The sequence below is a fragment of the Amycolatopsis sp. NBC_01480 genome, from assembly GCF_036227205.1.
Taxonomy (GTDB): domain Bacteria; phylum Actinomycetota; class Actinomycetes; order Mycobacteriales; family Pseudonocardiaceae; genus Amycolatopsis.
Window position 1 is genome coordinate 1,393,676 of the sequence record NZ_CP109442.1, and the last position, 14,358, is coordinate 1,408,033.

Genomic DNA, 14,358 nt, shown 5'->3' on the forward strand with positions numbered 1-14,358 from the left:
CGACCTCAAGCTGAAGAGCACCGGTGGCCAGCCGGCGAACCTCGAGCTGGACGCCGTCGGTCTGTCCAAGATCCAGTTCGCTGATCCCGGCGCCGATATCTGGTTGCCCCGCCCTGCGCGGCGAAGCACGATCGGGGCATGCGCTTTTCGATCAACATTCCGAACTTCGGGGAGTTCGCCGACGCCAGGACGGTCGCGGCGGTGGCCGCGGCGGCCGAGCAGGCGGGCTGGGACGCGTTGTTCGTGTGGGATCACGTGGTGCACGACAAACGCGAGCGCCAAGGACAGCCGTTCGGCGATCCTTGGATGCTGCTGACCGCCGCCGCGCTGGCGACTTCGCGGATCAAGCTGGGCACGCTGGTCACCCCGGTGGCGCGGCGACGGCCGGAGCAGCTGGCCCGGCAGGTGGCCACCCTGGACTCGGCGAGCGGCGGGCGGGTGATCTTCAGCGCCGGCCTCGGCGGCCCGATCGCGGACGAGTTCGGCAGCTTCGGCGAGCCGACCGACCCGGTGGTGCTGGCCGAGCGGCTGGACGAAGGCCTGGGCCTGCTGGAGCGTTATTGGACCGGCGAGCCGGTGGACCATCAGGGCCGGCACTACCAAGTCCACGACGTCACATTGCTGCCCGCCTCGGTGCAACGCCCCCGCCCGCCGGTCTGGATCGCCGGGTACTGGCCGCACCGCCGGCCGATGCGCCGGGCCGCGCGCTGGGACGGCGTGGTCCCGATGTTCGCCGACGCCGGGCACGGGCGCGCTCCGCAGGCCGGCCAGGTCCGCGAGCTGGTCAGCTACGTCCGCCAGCATCGTGACGGACGGGAGAACGAGCCGTTCGGGGTGGTCGTCGGCGGGATCAGCCCGGGTGATCGGGCCCAGGCCCGCGACCTGATCGGACCGCTGGCCGACGCGGGCGCCACCTGGTGGGACGAACGCCAGCTCCAAACCGGCGAAGACCTCTCCCGCCTGGAGCCGACCCTGCGCCGGATCGAGCAGGGGCCGCCCGTTCTGTAGCCGCACAGGTTGCAGCGGCCCGGATTTCACGCGGCCAGGTTGTAGCGATCCGGCTTGCGGACACAGGCCGCCGACGCTTGTGGCAGCCTTCAGCCATGTCACCACTTCTCGTCCGCCCGGCCGACCTCGCCGCGGAGGCGGACGCGGTCGGCGACCTCATGGTCGAGTACATGACCTGGGCCACCAAGCAGTTCAGAGCCACCTTCGGTCTCGACGCCCCCACCGATCCCGCGCAGATGCGGGACGGTCTCGACGATTACGCCAAGCCGTCGAGCGCCCTGCTGGTCGCCGTCACCGCGGACGGGGACCTCGCCGGGGCCGGGGCGCTGCGGACCCTGGAACCGGGGATCGTGGAGCTCAAGCGGATGTACGTCCGCCCGGCCTGGCGCGGCCGGCACGTTGGGTCCCGGCTGCTCGACGGGCTGCTGGACCAGGCGGCCGAGCTGGGCGCCTCGACGATCCGGCTCGACACCGCGCGCTTCATGCAGGACGCCCATGGCCTGTACCGATCGCGGGGCTTCGTGGAGCGGGACCACTATCAGGGCACCGAAATCCCCCCGGACTTCCAGCAGTACTGGGCCTTCTTCGAGCGGTCCGTCACGGGCGCCTGAGCACTTTTCACCGCAGCAGGGCGGTCGCGGCACGGCTATCGTCTTCCCATGGGGCAGACACTTCCGGTCGAGTTCACCGCCGACGAGGTCGAGGAGATCCAGCGGGAGGCCGCCGCCGCGGGACGGAGCGTGCAGGACTTCGTGCGCGAGACGCTGATGGTCGCCGTGACCTCGCGGGGAGGCCGGCGCTGCGCCGCGCTCGACCACGTGCTCGAAGCCAGCACCGGCCTCAACGAACGGCTCGCGCGGTGATCGACTACCTCACTGTGCACGACCTGATGGTCGTCGCGCGGCGGGTGGTCACCGGGGAGCTGGCGGTGCGCGACACGGGCATCCTGGCGTCCGCCGCCGCGCGGCCGCAGACGTGTGTGTTCGGTGAGGACGCCTACCCCGGCGTCTGGGAGAAGGCCGCGGCGCTGATGGAGTCCCTCGGCCGCGGTCATCCCCTGATCGACGGCAACAAACGCCTCGCCTGGACCGCCACCTGGTTCTTCCTCGGCCTCAACGACCACCCGCTGCGCGCGCCGCTGGACGAGGACGCGGCCGAGCCGTTTGTCCACGACGTCGTCCAGGGCCGGCTCGACCTGCCGCGCATCGCGGCCCGGCTCCCCGATTTCGCTTAGCCGCGAAGCCACACTTTAGTCCTAAGTAGACGGTCCCGCGAAGGACCGGCTGCTTCACCACACGGCCACCGGACCCGTAGGCTGGCCATCCGAAGCGAAATACGGGGAGGTGCGCCGTGGCGAAGGGCGGCCCGCTGAGCTGGCTCCGCCGGTGGACGGACTGGTTCGAGAACCGCGGCGTCTACATCCCCGGCGAGGAGAGCCGCGCCGTCGACCCCGTGCGTGACTTCGGCTGGCTGATGGTCGCGTGGGGCGCGGGCGTCGCAGTCTTCATCCTCCTGTTCGCCTTCGCCGTTTAAGTGGCGTTTCGGTGACGACTGTCACCCGGTGTGCCCTTTCGGTCACGGATCGGCCACGGGTCGACACCAGGTGCGCGTCTTCGCCCGCGCGCACGTGCATGTACGGCCACAGTGGAGCGGGTCCGCTTCGGCAGCTACGCCGAACGGCCCCCGCACACACCCCGACTGGAGTACCCCGCGATGGCGCCCGCGCGCACCCCGAAGCTGTTGCTGTCCGCCTTCCTGCTGTTCGGGGTGGCGGCCTGCGGGGTCGACGCGCGCGAGGGCACGGCGGCGCTCGGCGGTGGCGGCGCCCCGGCGAAGGCGGCGGCCGCGCAGTCCTCGAACGAACTGCAGTTCGGCGCCGAGCACCGGTTCGCCAGCGGCATCACGATCTCCGTTTCGGCCCCGCAGTCGTTCCAGCCGAGCCCGGCGGCATATCCGCGTAGCCCGCGAGCGGCGTCGTTCGACATCGCGGTGACGAACAACGGCGCCGATGCGTACAAACTGTCCGGCCTCGCGGTCACGGCGACCATCGCCGGACGGCCGGCCAAGCAGGTCGTGGACGCCACGCAGGGGTTGAACGGCATCTTCGACGCGGGCAAGGACCTTCAGTCCGGCCGCACGGCGCAGATGACCCTCGCGTTCGCCGTGCCCGCGCAGACCACGCAGCTCAAGGTGCAGCTGCGGCCCAGCGGCGCCGAGCCTGGCGTGGTCACGTACTGCGGCGACGCCTGAATTAGTCTCGGAGTCATGACCGAGCGACTTTCCCAGGGCGACGCCGCCCCCGACTTCACCCTGTCCGACAGCACGGGCAAGGACGTCTCGTTGAGCGACTTCCGCGGCCAGGCCGTGGTCGTGTACTTCTACCCCGCCGCCGGCACGCCGGGCTGCACCAAGCAGGCCTGCGACTTCCGCGACAACCTGGCCGAGCTGAACGACGCCGGTTACCAGGTGCTGGGCGTCTCGCCGGACAAGCCGGAGAAGCTCGCCAAGTTCGTCGCGGCCGAGCAGCTGACCTTCCCGCTGCTTTCGGACCCGGACAAGACGGTGCTCACCGCGTGGGGCGCGTTCGGCGAGAAGAAGAACTACGGCCGAGTGGTGCAGGGCGTCATCCGCTCCACGTTCATCGTGGACGCCGAGGGCAAGATCGCGAAGGCGCTCTACAACGTCCGCGCCACCGGGCACGTCGCGAAGCTGATCAAGGACCTCGGCCTGGCGGCCTGACCTGTACCAGGCTCGTGAGTGTTTAGACCGGTTCTAACCGTCTGTTGCAGTTCAGGACTTCGTGGACAGTTGATGTTTCAGGACATCGTGGACACTGACCGGCCTGTCGGCGTGGTGACCAGGGCGTGTGTGGTGATCATGCGGCGATGGGCAGAGCAGGGTTTTCGATGGATCCTGAGTTCGTTGCCGCGGTCGCGCAGGTCGCGGCGGGCGAGAAGGTCAACATTGCGCGGTTCTGCCGCGAGCACGGCGTGTCCCGGGGGTGTTCCACAAGTACCTGGCCCGGTTCCGGGCCGAGGGCGCGGACGGGTTCACCCGCCGCAGCACCGCCCCGCACCACCATCCGAGGGCTCTGGGCGCCGGGGTGGCCGAGGCGGTGCTGCGAGCGCGCAAAGAACTAGCCGGTGAGGGCCTGGACAACGGGCCGATCTCCATCCGCTGGCGGCTCGAGGACACCGGGGTCACCCCGCTGCCGTCGCAGTCCGCGGTCTACCGAATCCTGTGCGAGCACGGCCAGATCGTCCCGGAACCCCGCAAGAAGCCCCGGACCCGGCGCCGGTTCGAATACGCCGACCCCAACGGCTGCTGGCAGATCGACGGCATGGAGCACTACCTCGCCGATGGCACCAAGGTCTGCATCATCCAGATCCTCGACGACCACTCCCGCCTCGACGTCGGCTCCTACGCCGCGGCCAGCGAGAACGGCGCCGACACCTGGACCGCGCTGCAACACGCCTTCGCCGGCTACGGCCTGCCCGTGAAAGTGCTGTCCGACAACGGACTGGCCTTCTCCGGCAAACACCGCGGGAGGACGGCCGAGCTGGAACGCCACCTCGCCGAACGAGGCGTGGCCGCCATCGCCTCCTCGGTCTATCACCCGCAGACCTGCGGGAAAAACGAACGCTCCCACCAAACCCTGCAAAAATGGCTCCGCGCCCGGCCCACGCCCACCACGGTGCCCGAGATGCAACAACTTCTCGACGAGTACCGGACGATCTACAACCACCGCCGCCACCAAAGCCTGGACGGCGAAACCCCGCAGCAACGCTACGACGCCACCCCCAAAACCGCCCCCAGCACCGCCGCCCACCGGCCCAGCGGCGTCACCACCCGCCCCGTCTCCACCACCGGCGTGATCGCCTTCTCCGGCTGCTCCATCGTCCTGGGCCGCGCCTGGGCCGGCCACACCGCGACCGTTTACTGGCAAGGCGACCGCGTCACCGTCATGATCAACAACACCGTCGCCCGCCACCTCACCCTCGACCGATCAGTACGCTACCAACCACTGACCAGCCACAAACCGTCCACGAAGTCCTGAAACACATCTGTTCACGAAGTCCTGAAACATGACAACCGGTTCTAACCGTCATAGCCACTCACGAGCCGTTCATGGGGAAGCGGAGCGTGAACGTCGAGCCGTGGTCCGGGGTGCTGGTGACCGCCGCGGTGCCGCCGTGCGCTTCGGCCAGGTTGCGGACGATGGCCAGGCCCAGCCCGCTGCCGCCGGAGCCGCGGGTGCGGGACCGGTCCGCACGCCAGAACCGGTCGAACACGTGCGGCAGGTCCTCGGGCGCGATGCCGACGCCGGTGTCGGCCACCTCGAAGACGACGTCGCCGCCGTCGCGTCGGCCGGTCACGGTGACCGAGCCGCCGCTCGGGGTGTGCCGCACCGCGTTGGACACGAGGTTGTCGAGGGATTGGCGCAGCCGCACCGGGTCCGCGGTCAGCTCGGGCTCGGCCATCAGCGGGACGGTCAGCCGGACGCCCGCCGCGTCGGCGCGCTGGGCGTGGGCCGCGGCCAGCTGGGTGAGGAGCACGTTCGCGTCGATCGGCTCCGGGTGCACGCGCAGGGAGCCGGCGTCGGCGAGCGCCAGGTCCTGCAGGTCGTCGACGATGTGCTGCAGGTGCAGCGCCTCCTCCAGCAGTGACGCGACGAGTTCGTCGTCGAGCCGGCTGATGCCGTCCTGCGTGGCCTCCAGCCAGCCGCGGATGTTGCTCAACGGCGTGCGCAGCTCGTGCGCGACGTCGCTGACCATCGCCTTGCGCGCGGCCTCCAGCCGCTCGCGCGCCTCGGACATGTCGTTGAACGCGACGGCCAGCCGCGCGATCTCGTCCTTGCCCCGGACCCGCACCCGCGCGCCGCTTTCGCCCGCCTTCATCCGCTGGGCCGCGCCGGTGAGCGCGTGCAGCGGCCGGATCAGCCGGATCGAGGCGAGACCGGTGACGACGATGGTGAGCAGCAGGATCAGGCCCGCCACCTTGACCAGGCGCACCCGGTTCTCCGCGGACAGCGTGAACCCGCTCGGCGGCTGGTCACTGCCCTTTTCGGTGATGTAGAGCCACGCGGCCGGCGCGACGTACGGCGTCAGCTGCTCACGCCGGGCCGAGGTCACGCAGTTGCGGGCGGCCGGGTCGGTCGCGCCGGAGACCGGGCCCGCGAACGTCCAGGTCACCGGCGCGAGCTGGACGGCGGCCCCGGACTGCGCGTTACGGCCGAAGCAGGCGCTGACGAGCTGGTTCAGCTTGTCCAGCGCGGCCTCCTCGGTGTCGACGGGCTGCTCCAGGGAAAGCTCGCCGCACCGGGTCATCGCGAACGGGTCCTGCACGGTCACGCGCGGGTGCCCGCCCGGGCTGACCTCGATGTCGGCGAAGCCGGCGTAGCGCTCCATGCACGCCTGCACTTTGTGCGCGACGTTCATCAGCGCCTGCTTCTCTTGCGCAGTCAGCTCGTACGGCCCGACGGCGGCGGGGTCGATCCGGTCCGGCGTCGACGGGACGCCGAGGCCCGGGTCCACCGAAAGCGGGTCGATCACCACCGACGGCTGCGCCGGCAGCCGGCCCGGGTCCGGGTCCGAGCTGGCGATCACCTTGCCCTGCGGGGTGGTCAGCACGACGCGGCGGCCGGTGGCGTCGGCGTACTTCCGCACCACCGGGCCGGCGCCGTCCCAGTTCGGGTGGGTGGCGGCGTAGGACAGCAGGCCCTGGTAGATGGTGCCGTCGTCGGCGAAGACCTGCCCCTGCTCCTGCTGGATCGCGCCCGAAGTGGTCTGCGCGGCGAGCCACGCGGTGGCCGCGATCGCGGCCACCGCGACCAGCGCCGACACCGCGATCCAGCGGATCAGCAGGCTACGGCGCATCGGCCGGCCCCGCCGTCAGCTTGTAGCCGACCCCGTAGACGGTGACCAGCCGCGCGGGCTTGCGCGGGGACACTTCGATCTTCTTGCGCAGGTTCATCACGTGCACGTCGATCGCGCGCTGGGTGATGTAACGGTCGAAGCCGTGCAGGTGCTCCAGCAGCTGCCCGCGGGTGAACACCTGGTCCGGGTGCGCGGCCATCACCTCGAGCAGCCGGAATTCCCCCGGCGTGGTGTCCACCGGCTTCTCGTTCACGCTCACCTCGTGCCGCCCGACGTCCACCGACAGCGCGCCGACGCGCATCGGCCCGGCGTCCCGCTCCGCGGCATGGGTGCGGCGCAACAGGGTCCGCACTCGGGCCATCAGCTCACGCGGGCTGTACGGCTTGGTCATGTAGTCGTCGGCGCCGAGGTCGAGGCCGCGCAGCAGGTCGTCCTCTGTGGACCGTGCGGTGAGCATCAGCACCGGCACGTCGGACTCCGCGCGCAGGATCCGGCAGACCTCGAGGCCGTCCAGCCCGGGCAGCATGACGTCGAGCACCAGCAGGTCGGGCCGGCGGCGGCGGACGAGCTCCAGCGTCTCGCGGCCGTCGGGCACGACCACCACCGAATGGCGCTCCCGCTCGAGGTAGCGGCGGACGAGCTCCGCTTGTTTCGGGTCGTCCTCCGCCAGCACGATGTCAGCACACATGCAGCGAGCATATGGATCACCGCGGCCCCGGGCGAGCGGCCCCGCTCGCGGGCCCGGCGAGCGGAACGCCCTCGCCGGGCCGCGGCCTCAGGAACCGGCGAGCTTGCGCAGGTCCGGGACCAGTGCGCGCAGGGCCCGGCCACGGTGCGACGACGCGTCCTTCTCGGCCGGCGGCAGCTCGGCGGACGTGCGCGCCCCGCCGTCCGGGACGAAGATCGGGTCGTAGCCGAAGCCGTTGGTGCCACGGCGTTCCCGGATCAGCGTGCCGCGCCATTCGCCGCGGACCACCGTCTCCTCACCACCCGGGAGGACCAGCGCGGCAGCGCACACGAAGGCGGCGCCACGGCGTTCGTCGGGGGTGTCGGTGAGCTGGCCGAGCACCAGGTCGAGGTTCGCCTCGTCGTCGCCGTGCCGGCCGGACCAGCGGGCGGACAGCACACCCGGCATGCCGTTCAGCGCGTCGACCGCCAGGCCCGAGTCGTCGGCGATCGCGGGCAGCCCGGTGGCCGCCACGGCGTCGCGGGCCTTGGCCACGGCGTTGCCCTCGAAGTCCGGCGCGGTCTCCGGCGCCTCGGGGAACTCCTCGACCTCGTTCAGCCCGACGACCTCGATGCCCGAGATGCCCTCGGCCTCGAGGATCCGCCGCAGCTCGCCCAGCTTCTTCTGGTTGCGGCTGGCGAGCAGCAACCGGGTCACTTCGAGCCCTTCTTGCGGTCCGGGCGCGGCTCCGGCAGCTCGCCGGGGTACGGCAGCGCCAGCGCCTCGTTCTGCATCCGGGTCAGGTCCGCGCAGCCGGCCAGCGCAATGTCCAGCATGGTGTCCAAAGTGGACCGGGCGAAGGTGGCGCCCTCGCCGGTGCCCTGCACCTCGATCATCGTGCCGGCGTCGGTGGCCACCACGTTCATGTCGACCTCCGCGCGCGAGTCCTCCTCGTACGGCAGGTCGAGGCGCACCCGGCCGTCCACCACGCCGACGCTGATCGCGGCGACCGAGGACGACAGCGGCTGCGGGTCGTTCAGCCGGTTCGCCGCGCCGAGCCAGGTGATGGCGTCGGCGAGCGCGACGTAGCCGCCGGTCACCGCGGCCGTGCGGGTGCCGCCGTCGGCCTGGATCACGTCGCAGTCGATCACGATCGTGTTCTCCCCCAGCGCCGCGAGGTCGATGCAGGCGCGCAGGGACCGGCCGATCAGCCGGGAGATCTCGTGGGTGCGCCCGCCGATGCGGCCCTTGACCGACTCGCGGTCGCCACGGGTGTTGGTCGCCGACGGGAGCATCGCGTACTCCGCCGTGACCCAGCCCAGCCCGGACCCGGCCCGCCAGCGCGGCACGCCCTCGGTGACGCTGGCCGCGCACAGCACCCGGGTGTTGCCGAACTCGATCAGCACCGAACCGGCGGGCCACTTCTGGAAGCCGCGGGTGATCTTGACTTCGCGGAGCTGGTCGTCGTTCCTGCCATCTTTTCTCGACACGCGGTGCACTCTAGAACGTGGCACCGACAGTCTGCCGTTCAGATGTCGTAGACCGAGCCCTGCCGCACGGCTTCGGTGTCCGGGAACACCGCCGAGGCCTCGGCGAGCACCGCGCCCCGGTCGGTCCACGGCGCGATGTGGGTGAGCAGCAGCCGCCCGACGCCGGCGTCCTTGGCCAGCTCGCCCGCCTGCTTGCCGGAGAGGTGGACGCCGCCGGGGCGGTCGGCCGCGTCGGTCCAGGAGGCTTCGGACAGCAGCACGTCGACGCCGTCGGCCAGCTCGCCGAGCGCGGCGCACGGGCCGGTGTCACCGGTGTACGCGAGGATCCGGCCGCCGTAGGAGACGCGCAGCCCGAACGCCGGCGTCGGATGGTGCACGGCGACAGCGGTGACCTCGAACGGGCCGATCGACAGCCGTTCTTCGCGCAGCGCATGGAACTCGTAGACGTCCGAGAGGTCGGCGCCGGCCCGCTCATCCGCGTCTGCGGCGTACAGGTGAGCGAGGCGCGAAGGCGCATCCGGCGGCCCGTACAACGGCAGCCGCTGCGGCCGGGCCGGGTACGGCGGCGCGGGGTGGTAGCGGCGCAGCACGGTGAGCGCGTTGACGTCCGCGCAGTGGTCCGAGTGCAGGTGCGAAAGGACCAGCGCGTCCAGGTCGAACGGGTCCAGCACCGTCTGGAGCTGGGCGAACGCGCCGTTGCCGAGTTCGAGCCCGAGCTGGAACCCCTCCGCCTCCAGCAGGTAACCGGAGGCTGCGGTGTTCGGCCCGGGAATGCTGCCCGAGCACCCGAGGATCGTCAGTCGCACGTCCCTCAGCCTAAACTTCCCCGGCCGGTTCTACGCGCTGGTGGGAGCGAGGACACCCGGCGCGAAGCCCATGAAGCGCTGGGCGAGGCGGGTGAACGGCTCCGGCGAGCCGGTGGCCAGGAACTCGTGCTGCGGCGGGGTGTCCCGCTCGGACAGCAGGTCGAGTTCGGTGAGCACGCGGAACAGGTCCTTGGCCGTCTCGTCGGCGCTGGAGACGAGCGTGACCTCTTGGCCCATCACGATCTGCAGCACCCCGGACAACAGCGGGTAGTGCGTGCAGCCGAGCACCAGAGTGTCCACTTCGGCGTCCAGCAACGGTTCCAGGTAACCCTGCGCGAGCCCGAGCACCTGGCGTCCGGAAGTGATGCCGCGCTCGACGAAGTCGACGAAGCGCGGGCACGCGACACTCGTGAGCTTCACGTCGGGCGCCGCGGCGAAGGCGTCTTCGTACGCGCGTGAGCGGACCGTTCCCTCCGTGCCGATGACCCCGACGCGCTTCGAGTGCGTGGCCACCACGGCGCGGCGCGCGGCGGGCAGCACGACCTCGATCACCGGCACGTCATAACGCTCGCGAGCGTCGCGCAGACAGGCGGCCGAAGCGGTGTTGCAGGCGATCACGAGGGCCTTCACGCCGCCTTCGACGAGGTCGTCGAGCGCCGCCAGCGCGTACTCACGGGCCGTGGCGATGGGCAGTGGGCCGTACGGGTTGTGCGCGGTGTCGCCGACGTAGCGAAGCTGCTCCGACGGCAGCAGCTCCAGGATCGAGCGGGCGACGGTGAGACCGCCGACGCCGGAGTCGAAAACACCGATGGGCGCGTCCGGGGAGGTCACACCCCGAGGTTACCGCCGGGCGCCGCCGGGATGGCCTTGGCGCCCCTGCGATCGCCGCGCGAGGTCAGCCAGGCCGCGAGGATGCCGGCCAGCGCGCCGAACAGGTGGCCCTGCCAGGAGATGCCGGTGTTGCCCGGCAACAGGCCCCAGAGCATGCCGCTCCAGATGCCGAGCAGCACCACGGCCACCAGGATCTGGCCGACCGCGCGGTTGAAGATGCCGCGCACCAGCAGGTAGGCCAGCCAGCCGAAGGCGAGCCCGGAAGCACCCACGGTGTAGGTGTTGGCCGGCCCGACCAGCCACACGCCGACGCCGGAGATCACCCAGATGATCGCCGTGACCACGGCCCAGCGCCCGATGCCCGCCGCCATGGCCAGGAAGGAGAACACCAGCACCGGCACCGTGTTCGAGAACAGGTGCGACCAGTTCGCGTGCAGCAGCGGCGCCCAGAGGATCCCGTCGAGCCCGGACAGCCGCCGCGACACGATGCCGCCGTGGTCCAGGTTCGCCGGGAGGATCACGTCGATCAGCTCCACCAGGTACAGGACCAAGGTGAACGACAGCGCCACGATCGCCGCCGCCTTCGGGTTCGGCGGCAGGATCCGCTTCGCCACGTCGGTGGGCTGGTCACCGGACGGCGCGGGCAGAGGAGACAGTGGTGTGCTCACTTGTCCAGGTTACGACGGTCCTGGTACATCGCGCCTCGGGTGAAATCCCTGATACTCGGCCCCGGGACAACCGCCGCTAAGGCCTCCTTACCTGCGTGGGACGCGGGTAAGGAGGCCTTGACGGCGCCGCTCACGAGGGCGGAAGGGGCAGCGGCACCAGGCCTAGTGCCCAGTCGACCGCCGCCTCCGCGTGCAGCCGCGTGGTCGGGAAGGACGGCACCGGGCTGTCCGTGGCGTCCACGAGCAGCTCGATCTCCGTGCAGCCGTAGATGACGCCTTCCGCGCCGGCCTCGACCAGCCGCCGGATCACGCCGCGGTAAGCCTCGCGCGACTCCGCGCGGACGACGCCCTGCACCAGCTCGTCGTAGATGATCCGGTGCACCAGCGCCTGGTCTTCCGGAGACGGCACCAGCACGTCCAGCCCGTGTGCGGCCAGGCGTTCGCGGTAGAACGGCCGGCTCATGGTGAACGCGGTGCCCAGCAGCCCGACGCGAGAAACGCCCGCGGCGCGGATCGCCGACGCCGTGGTGTCGGCCAGGTGCAGCAGCGGGATGCCGAGGCCATCGACGATCCGGTCGGCGACCTGGTGCATCGTGTTCGTGCAGAGCACCACGACGTCCGCGCCCGCCGCCTCCAGCTTTCGGGCGGCGTCGCCGAGCAGCGCGCCCGCGTCGTCCCAGCGGTCCTGCGCCTGCATGGCCTCGACCTCGGCGAAGTCGACCGAGTAGAGCACCACCCGCGCGGAGTGGAAGCCGCCCAGAGCGGCCTTCACCCGCTCGTTGGCCAGCCGGTAGTACTCGGCCGAGGACTCCCAGCTCATGCCGCCCAGCAGGCCGACGACCTTCACGCCCAGAGCTGCCCGTCCAGCCGCGCCGCGGCCTCGTCCAGGGAACCGGAGTACGCGCCCGTCGAGAGGTATTTCCAGCCCGCGTCGGCCACGACGAACGCGACGTCGGCAGGCTCGCCCTTCGCCGCCGCCTTCTCCGCGACGGCGAGCGCCGCGTGCAGCACCGCGCCCGTCGAGATGCCCGCGAAGATGCCTTCGTGCTCCAGCAGCTCACGAGTGCGGCGAAGCGCGTCGTACGCGCCAACGGAGTAGCGGCTGTTCAGCACGCTGGGGTCGTACAGCTCCGGCACAAACCCCTCGTCGAGGTTGCGCAGGCCGTACACCAGCTCGCCGTACCGCGGCTCGGCCGCGATGATCTGCACGTCCGGCTTCGCCTCGTGCAGGTAGCGCCCGACGCCCACGAGAGTCCCGGTCGTGCCGAGGCCGCCGACGAAGTGCGTCACCGTCGGCAGGTCCTTCAGCAGCTCCGGGCCCGTGCCGCGGTAGTGCGCGTCCGCGTTGGCCGGGTTGCCGTACTGGTAGAGCATCACCCACTCCGGGTTCTGCTCCGCCAGCTCCTTCGCGCGGCGGACGGCCTCGTTCGAGCCGCCCGCGGCGGGTGAGAACACGATCCTCGCGCCGTACGCCTGCAGCAGCTGCTTGCGTTCGATCGAGGTGTTCTCCGGCATCACGCAGACCAGCCCGTAGCCCTTGAGCTTGGCGGCCATGGCCAGCGAGATGCCGGTGTTGCCCGAGGTCGGCTCCAGGATCGTGGAGCCGCGCCGCAGCCGCCCCTCACGCTCGGCGGCCTCGATCATCGCCAGCGCGGGGCGGTCCTTGATCGAACCGGTCGGGTTGCGGTCCTCGAGCTTCGCCCACAGCCGCACGTCGTGCGTCGGGGAAAGCCGGGGCAACCCCACCAGCGGGGTGCCGCCGAGGGCGTCCAGGAGCGACTCGTAGCGGGCCATGGATCAGCGTGCGCCGCCGGCCACGGCGGGCAGGATCGTCAGCGTGTCGCCGTCCTTGACCTCGGCCTCGAGGCCGCCGGCGAAGCGCACGTCCTCGTCGTTGACGTAGACGTTGATGAAGCGGTGCAGCTTCTCCTCCTTGACCAGGCGCGCCTTGAGCCCGGCGTGGCGCGACTCGACGTCGTCGATCACCTCGAGGACGGTCTTGCCCGCCGCTTCGACGGACTTCTCGCCGCCGGTGTGCGTGCGCAGGATGGTCGGGATGGACACGGTCACGGCCATGGGTTTCTACCTCCGGTGGGTTCTCACAGGCTGACGCGCGGGACGCCGCCCTTATTCCGGGAGCTCAGTCGAGGATTTCGACCGGCTCCTCGGTGATCTCGGCGTCCACGATCCGGTACGAGCGGAACTCGTGCGAGTCGGGGTCCCGCGTGGAGACGAGCACGTAGTGCGCTTCCGGCTCGGCGGCGATGTTCGCGTCGGTGCGCGACGGGTAGGCCTCCGTCGCGGTGTGCGAGTGGTAGATGACCACCGGCACCTCGTCGTTCGCGTCCATCTCGCGGTAGAGCTTGAGTAGGTCGCCCGAGTCGAACTCGTAGAACGTCGGCGAGCGGGCCGCGTTCAGCATGGGGATGAAGCGTTCGGGCCGATCGAAGCCCTCGGGCCCGGCGATCACCCCGCACGCCTCGTCGGGGTGGTCACGGCGGGCGTGGGCGACGATCTCGTCGACGAGTTCACGGCGGATCCGGAGCACATCGACATCTTAGGTGGTGGACGCGGCGCGTCCACATGGTGAGAGCTTCCGCTCACCGGCCCGATTCGGGAGAATCGTCCGCGTGCCGGTGCCGTCGAAAGTCCGTGAAAGCTGCCGCCCGTTCCTGGCCGAGGGCGACGTGGTCCAGTACGTCTTCCCGGGCACTTCGCTGATCCTCGGCGGAATGGCCGCGCAGCACAGCTTCCTGGTGGTGGTCACCGACCGGCACGTGACGGTGCTGGCGTGCAGCCGGTTCCGCCGGTCACGGCCCAAGTCCGTGTGGGAGCAGCTGCCGCGCACCACCGAGCTGGGCCCGGTGGACGTCCACCCGTCGCTCGGCCCGACGGTCTCGTTCGGCGGGCTGGTGCTGGAGATCGACGAGGAGTTCGTGCCGGCGATCCGGGCCGCGGACCTGGAACGGGGCGGTGTCGGACTGCCGGACGACCCGCTGCCCGGCCTCTAGA

20 protein-coding genes are annotated in these 14,358 nt (G+C 70.9%); 9 read left to right on the top strand and 11 right to left on the bottom strand.

Annotated elements, in window-relative coordinates; translation table 11 throughout:
• Positions 1–138 precede the first annotated feature (138 nt).
• The 8 genes from OG371_RS06420 to OG371_RS06455 all read left to right on the top strand — a co-directional run bounded on the left by OG371_RS06420 (position 139) and on the right by OG371_RS06455 (position 5,065).
• Positions 139–1,008, top strand: coding sequence for an LLM class flavin-dependent oxidoreductase (locus tag OG371_RS06420; RefSeq protein WP_329066534.1), 870 nt, complete (start codon positions 139–141; stop codon positions 1,006–1,008).
• Between the two features lie 95 nt (positions 1,009–1,103).
• Positions 1,104–1,619, top strand: a complete 516-nt coding sequence (locus OG371_RS06425; RefSeq protein ID WP_329066536.1) for a GNAT family N-acetyltransferase — start codon at positions 1,104–1,106, stop codon at positions 1,617–1,619.
• 48 nt (positions 1,620–1,667) lie between these two features.
• Positions 1,668–1,871, top strand: a complete 204-nt coding sequence (locus OG371_RS06430) for a plasmid mobilization protein (RefSeq protein WP_329066538.1) — start codon at positions 1,668–1,670, stop codon at positions 1,869–1,871.
• Positions 1,868–2,242 (top strand): type II toxin-antitoxin system death-on-curing family toxin, encoded by a 375-nt coding sequence (locus OG371_RS06435; protein ID WP_329066540.1) that lies wholly within the window; start codon positions 1,868–1,870, stop codon positions 2,240–2,242. The genes OG371_RS06430 and OG371_RS06435 overlap by 4 nt, the downstream gene beginning before the upstream one ends.
• Positions 2,243–2,358: 116 nt before the next feature.
• Positions 2,359–2,541: a hypothetical protein gene (locus OG371_RS06440; protein ID WP_091611324.1), complete on the top strand. Its 183-nt coding sequence runs from the start codon at positions 2,359–2,361 to the stop codon at positions 2,539–2,541.
• A 111-nt stretch (positions 2,542–2,652) separates the two neighbouring features.
• Positions 2,653–3,258 carry a hypothetical protein gene (locus OG371_RS06445; RefSeq protein WP_442876084.1) on the top strand — a complete coding sequence of 202 codons (606 nt, stop codon included), beginning with the start codon at positions 2,653–2,655 and terminating at the stop codon, positions 3,256–3,258.
• Between the two features lie 15 nt (positions 3,259–3,273).
• On the top strand, positions 3,274–3,747 hold the full coding sequence (gene bcp, locus OG371_RS06450) for a thioredoxin-dependent thiol peroxidase (protein ID WP_329066544.1): 474 nt from the start codon (positions 3,274–3,276) through the stop codon (positions 3,745–3,747).
• Between the two features lie 262 nt (positions 3,748–4,009).
• Positions 4,010–5,065: an integrase core domain-containing protein gene (locus tag OG371_RS06455; RefSeq protein ID WP_329066546.1), complete on the top strand. Its 1,056-nt coding sequence runs from the start codon at positions 4,010–4,012 to the stop codon at positions 5,063–5,065.
• Positions 5,066–5,123: 58 nt separating this feature from the next.
• On the opposite strand, the gene OG371_RS06460 is transcribed toward OG371_RS06455, so the two are convergent.
• The 11 genes from OG371_RS06460 to OG371_RS06510 all read right to left on the bottom strand — a co-directional run bounded on the left by OG371_RS06460 (position 5,124) and on the right by OG371_RS06510 (position 13,894).
• Complete coding sequence (locus tag OG371_RS06460; RefSeq protein ID WP_329066548.1) at positions 5,124–6,884, bottom strand: sensor histidine kinase; 1,761 nt, start codon at positions 6,882–6,884, stop codon at positions 5,124–5,126.
• On the bottom strand, positions 6,874–7,572 hold the full coding sequence (locus OG371_RS06465; protein ID WP_329066550.1) for a response regulator transcription factor: 699 nt from the start codon (positions 7,570–7,572) through the stop codon (positions 6,874–6,876). Before OG371_RS06465 ends, OG371_RS06460 begins: the two co-directional genes overlap by 11 nt.
• 87 nt (positions 7,573–7,659) lie before the next feature.
• Positions 7,660–8,268: an RdgB/HAM1 family non-canonical purine NTP pyrophosphatase gene (gene rdgB / locus OG371_RS06470; protein WP_329066551.1), complete on the bottom strand. Its 609-nt coding sequence runs from the start codon at positions 8,266–8,268 to the stop codon at positions 7,660–7,662.
• Positions 8,265–9,041 (bottom strand): ribonuclease PH, encoded by a 777-nt coding sequence (gene rph, locus OG371_RS06475; protein WP_329066554.1) that lies wholly within the window; start codon positions 9,039–9,041, stop codon positions 8,265–8,267. Before rph ends, rdgB begins: the two co-directional genes overlap by 4 nt.
• Positions 9,042–9,079: 38 nt before the next feature.
• Positions 9,080–9,847 (bottom strand): MBL fold metallo-hydrolase, encoded by a 768-nt coding sequence (locus OG371_RS06480; RefSeq protein WP_329066556.1) that lies wholly within the window; start codon positions 9,845–9,847, stop codon positions 9,080–9,082.
• Between the two features lie 30 nt (positions 9,848–9,877).
• Positions 9,878–10,678 carry a glutamate racemase gene (gene murI / locus OG371_RS06485; RefSeq protein ID WP_329066558.1) on the bottom strand — a complete coding sequence of 267 codons (801 nt, stop codon included), beginning with the start codon at positions 10,676–10,678 and terminating at the stop codon, positions 9,878–9,880.
• Entirely contained in the window at positions 10,675–11,346 is a 672-nt protein-coding gene (locus tag OG371_RS06490; RefSeq protein WP_329066560.1) for a rhomboid family intramembrane serine protease, read from the bottom strand. The genes murI and OG371_RS06490 overlap by 4 nt, the downstream gene beginning before the upstream one ends.
• Positions 11,347–11,476: 130 nt before the next feature.
• Entirely contained in the window at positions 11,477–12,193 is a 717-nt protein-coding gene (locus tag OG371_RS06495) for an aspartate/glutamate racemase family protein (RefSeq protein ID WP_329066562.1), read from the bottom strand.
• Positions 12,190–13,140 (bottom strand): PLP-dependent cysteine synthase family protein, encoded by a 951-nt coding sequence (locus tag OG371_RS06500; RefSeq protein WP_329066564.1) that lies wholly within the window; start codon positions 13,138–13,140, stop codon positions 12,190–12,192. The genes OG371_RS06495 and OG371_RS06500 overlap by 4 nt, the downstream gene beginning before the upstream one ends.
• A gap of 3 nt (positions 13,141–13,143) precedes the next feature.
• Entirely contained in the window at positions 13,144–13,422 is a 279-nt protein-coding gene (locus OG371_RS06505; protein WP_091611350.1) for a MoaD/ThiS family protein, read from the bottom strand.
• 64 nt (positions 13,423–13,486) lie between these two features.
• Positions 13,487–13,894 (bottom strand): M67 family metallopeptidase, encoded by a 408-nt coding sequence (locus OG371_RS06510; protein ID WP_329066566.1) that lies wholly within the window; start codon positions 13,892–13,894, stop codon positions 13,487–13,489.
• 82 nt (positions 13,895–13,976) lie between these two features.
• Between OG371_RS06510 and OG371_RS06515 the strand changes: the two genes are divergently transcribed.
• Positions 13,977–14,357 (top strand): hypothetical protein, encoded by a 381-nt coding sequence (locus OG371_RS06515; protein WP_329066569.1) that lies wholly within the window; start codon positions 13,977–13,979, stop codon positions 14,355–14,357.
• The last annotated feature ends 1 nt before the right edge of the window (position 14,358 follow it).

Excerpts from the sequence above, each read along its gene's own strand:
- OG371_RS06420 (WP_329066534.1), top strand. The coding sequence starts at position 139 with ATGCGCTTTTCGATCAACATTCCGAACTTCGGGGAGTTCGCCGACGCC.
- OG371_RS06500 (WP_329066564.1), bottom strand. The coding sequence starts at position 13,140 with ATGGCCCGCTACGAGTCGCTCCTGGACGCCCTCGGCGGCACCCCGCTG.
- OG371_RS06460 (WP_329066548.1), bottom strand. The coding sequence starts at position 6,884 with ATGCGCCGTAGCCTGCTGATCCGCTGGATCGCGGTGTCGGCGCTGGTC.
- OG371_RS06505 (WP_091611350.1), bottom strand. The coding sequence starts at position 13,422 with ATGGCCGTGACCGTGTCCATCCCGACCATCCTGCGCACGCACACCGGC.
- OG371_RS06430 (WP_329066538.1), top strand. The coding sequence starts at position 1,668 with ATGGGGCAGACACTTCCGGTCGAGTTCACCGCCGACGAGGTCGAGGAG.
- OG371_RS06425 (WP_329066536.1), top strand. The coding sequence starts at position 1,104 with ATGTCACCACTTCTCGTCCGCCCGGCCGACCTCGCCGCGGAGGCGGAC.
- bcp (WP_329066544.1), top strand. The coding sequence starts at position 3,274 with ATGACCGAGCGACTTTCCCAGGGCGACGCCGCCCCCGACTTCACCCTG.
- OG371_RS06465 (WP_329066550.1), bottom strand. The coding sequence starts at position 7,572 with ATGTGTGCTGACATCGTGCTGGCGGAGGACGACCCGAAACAAGCGGAG.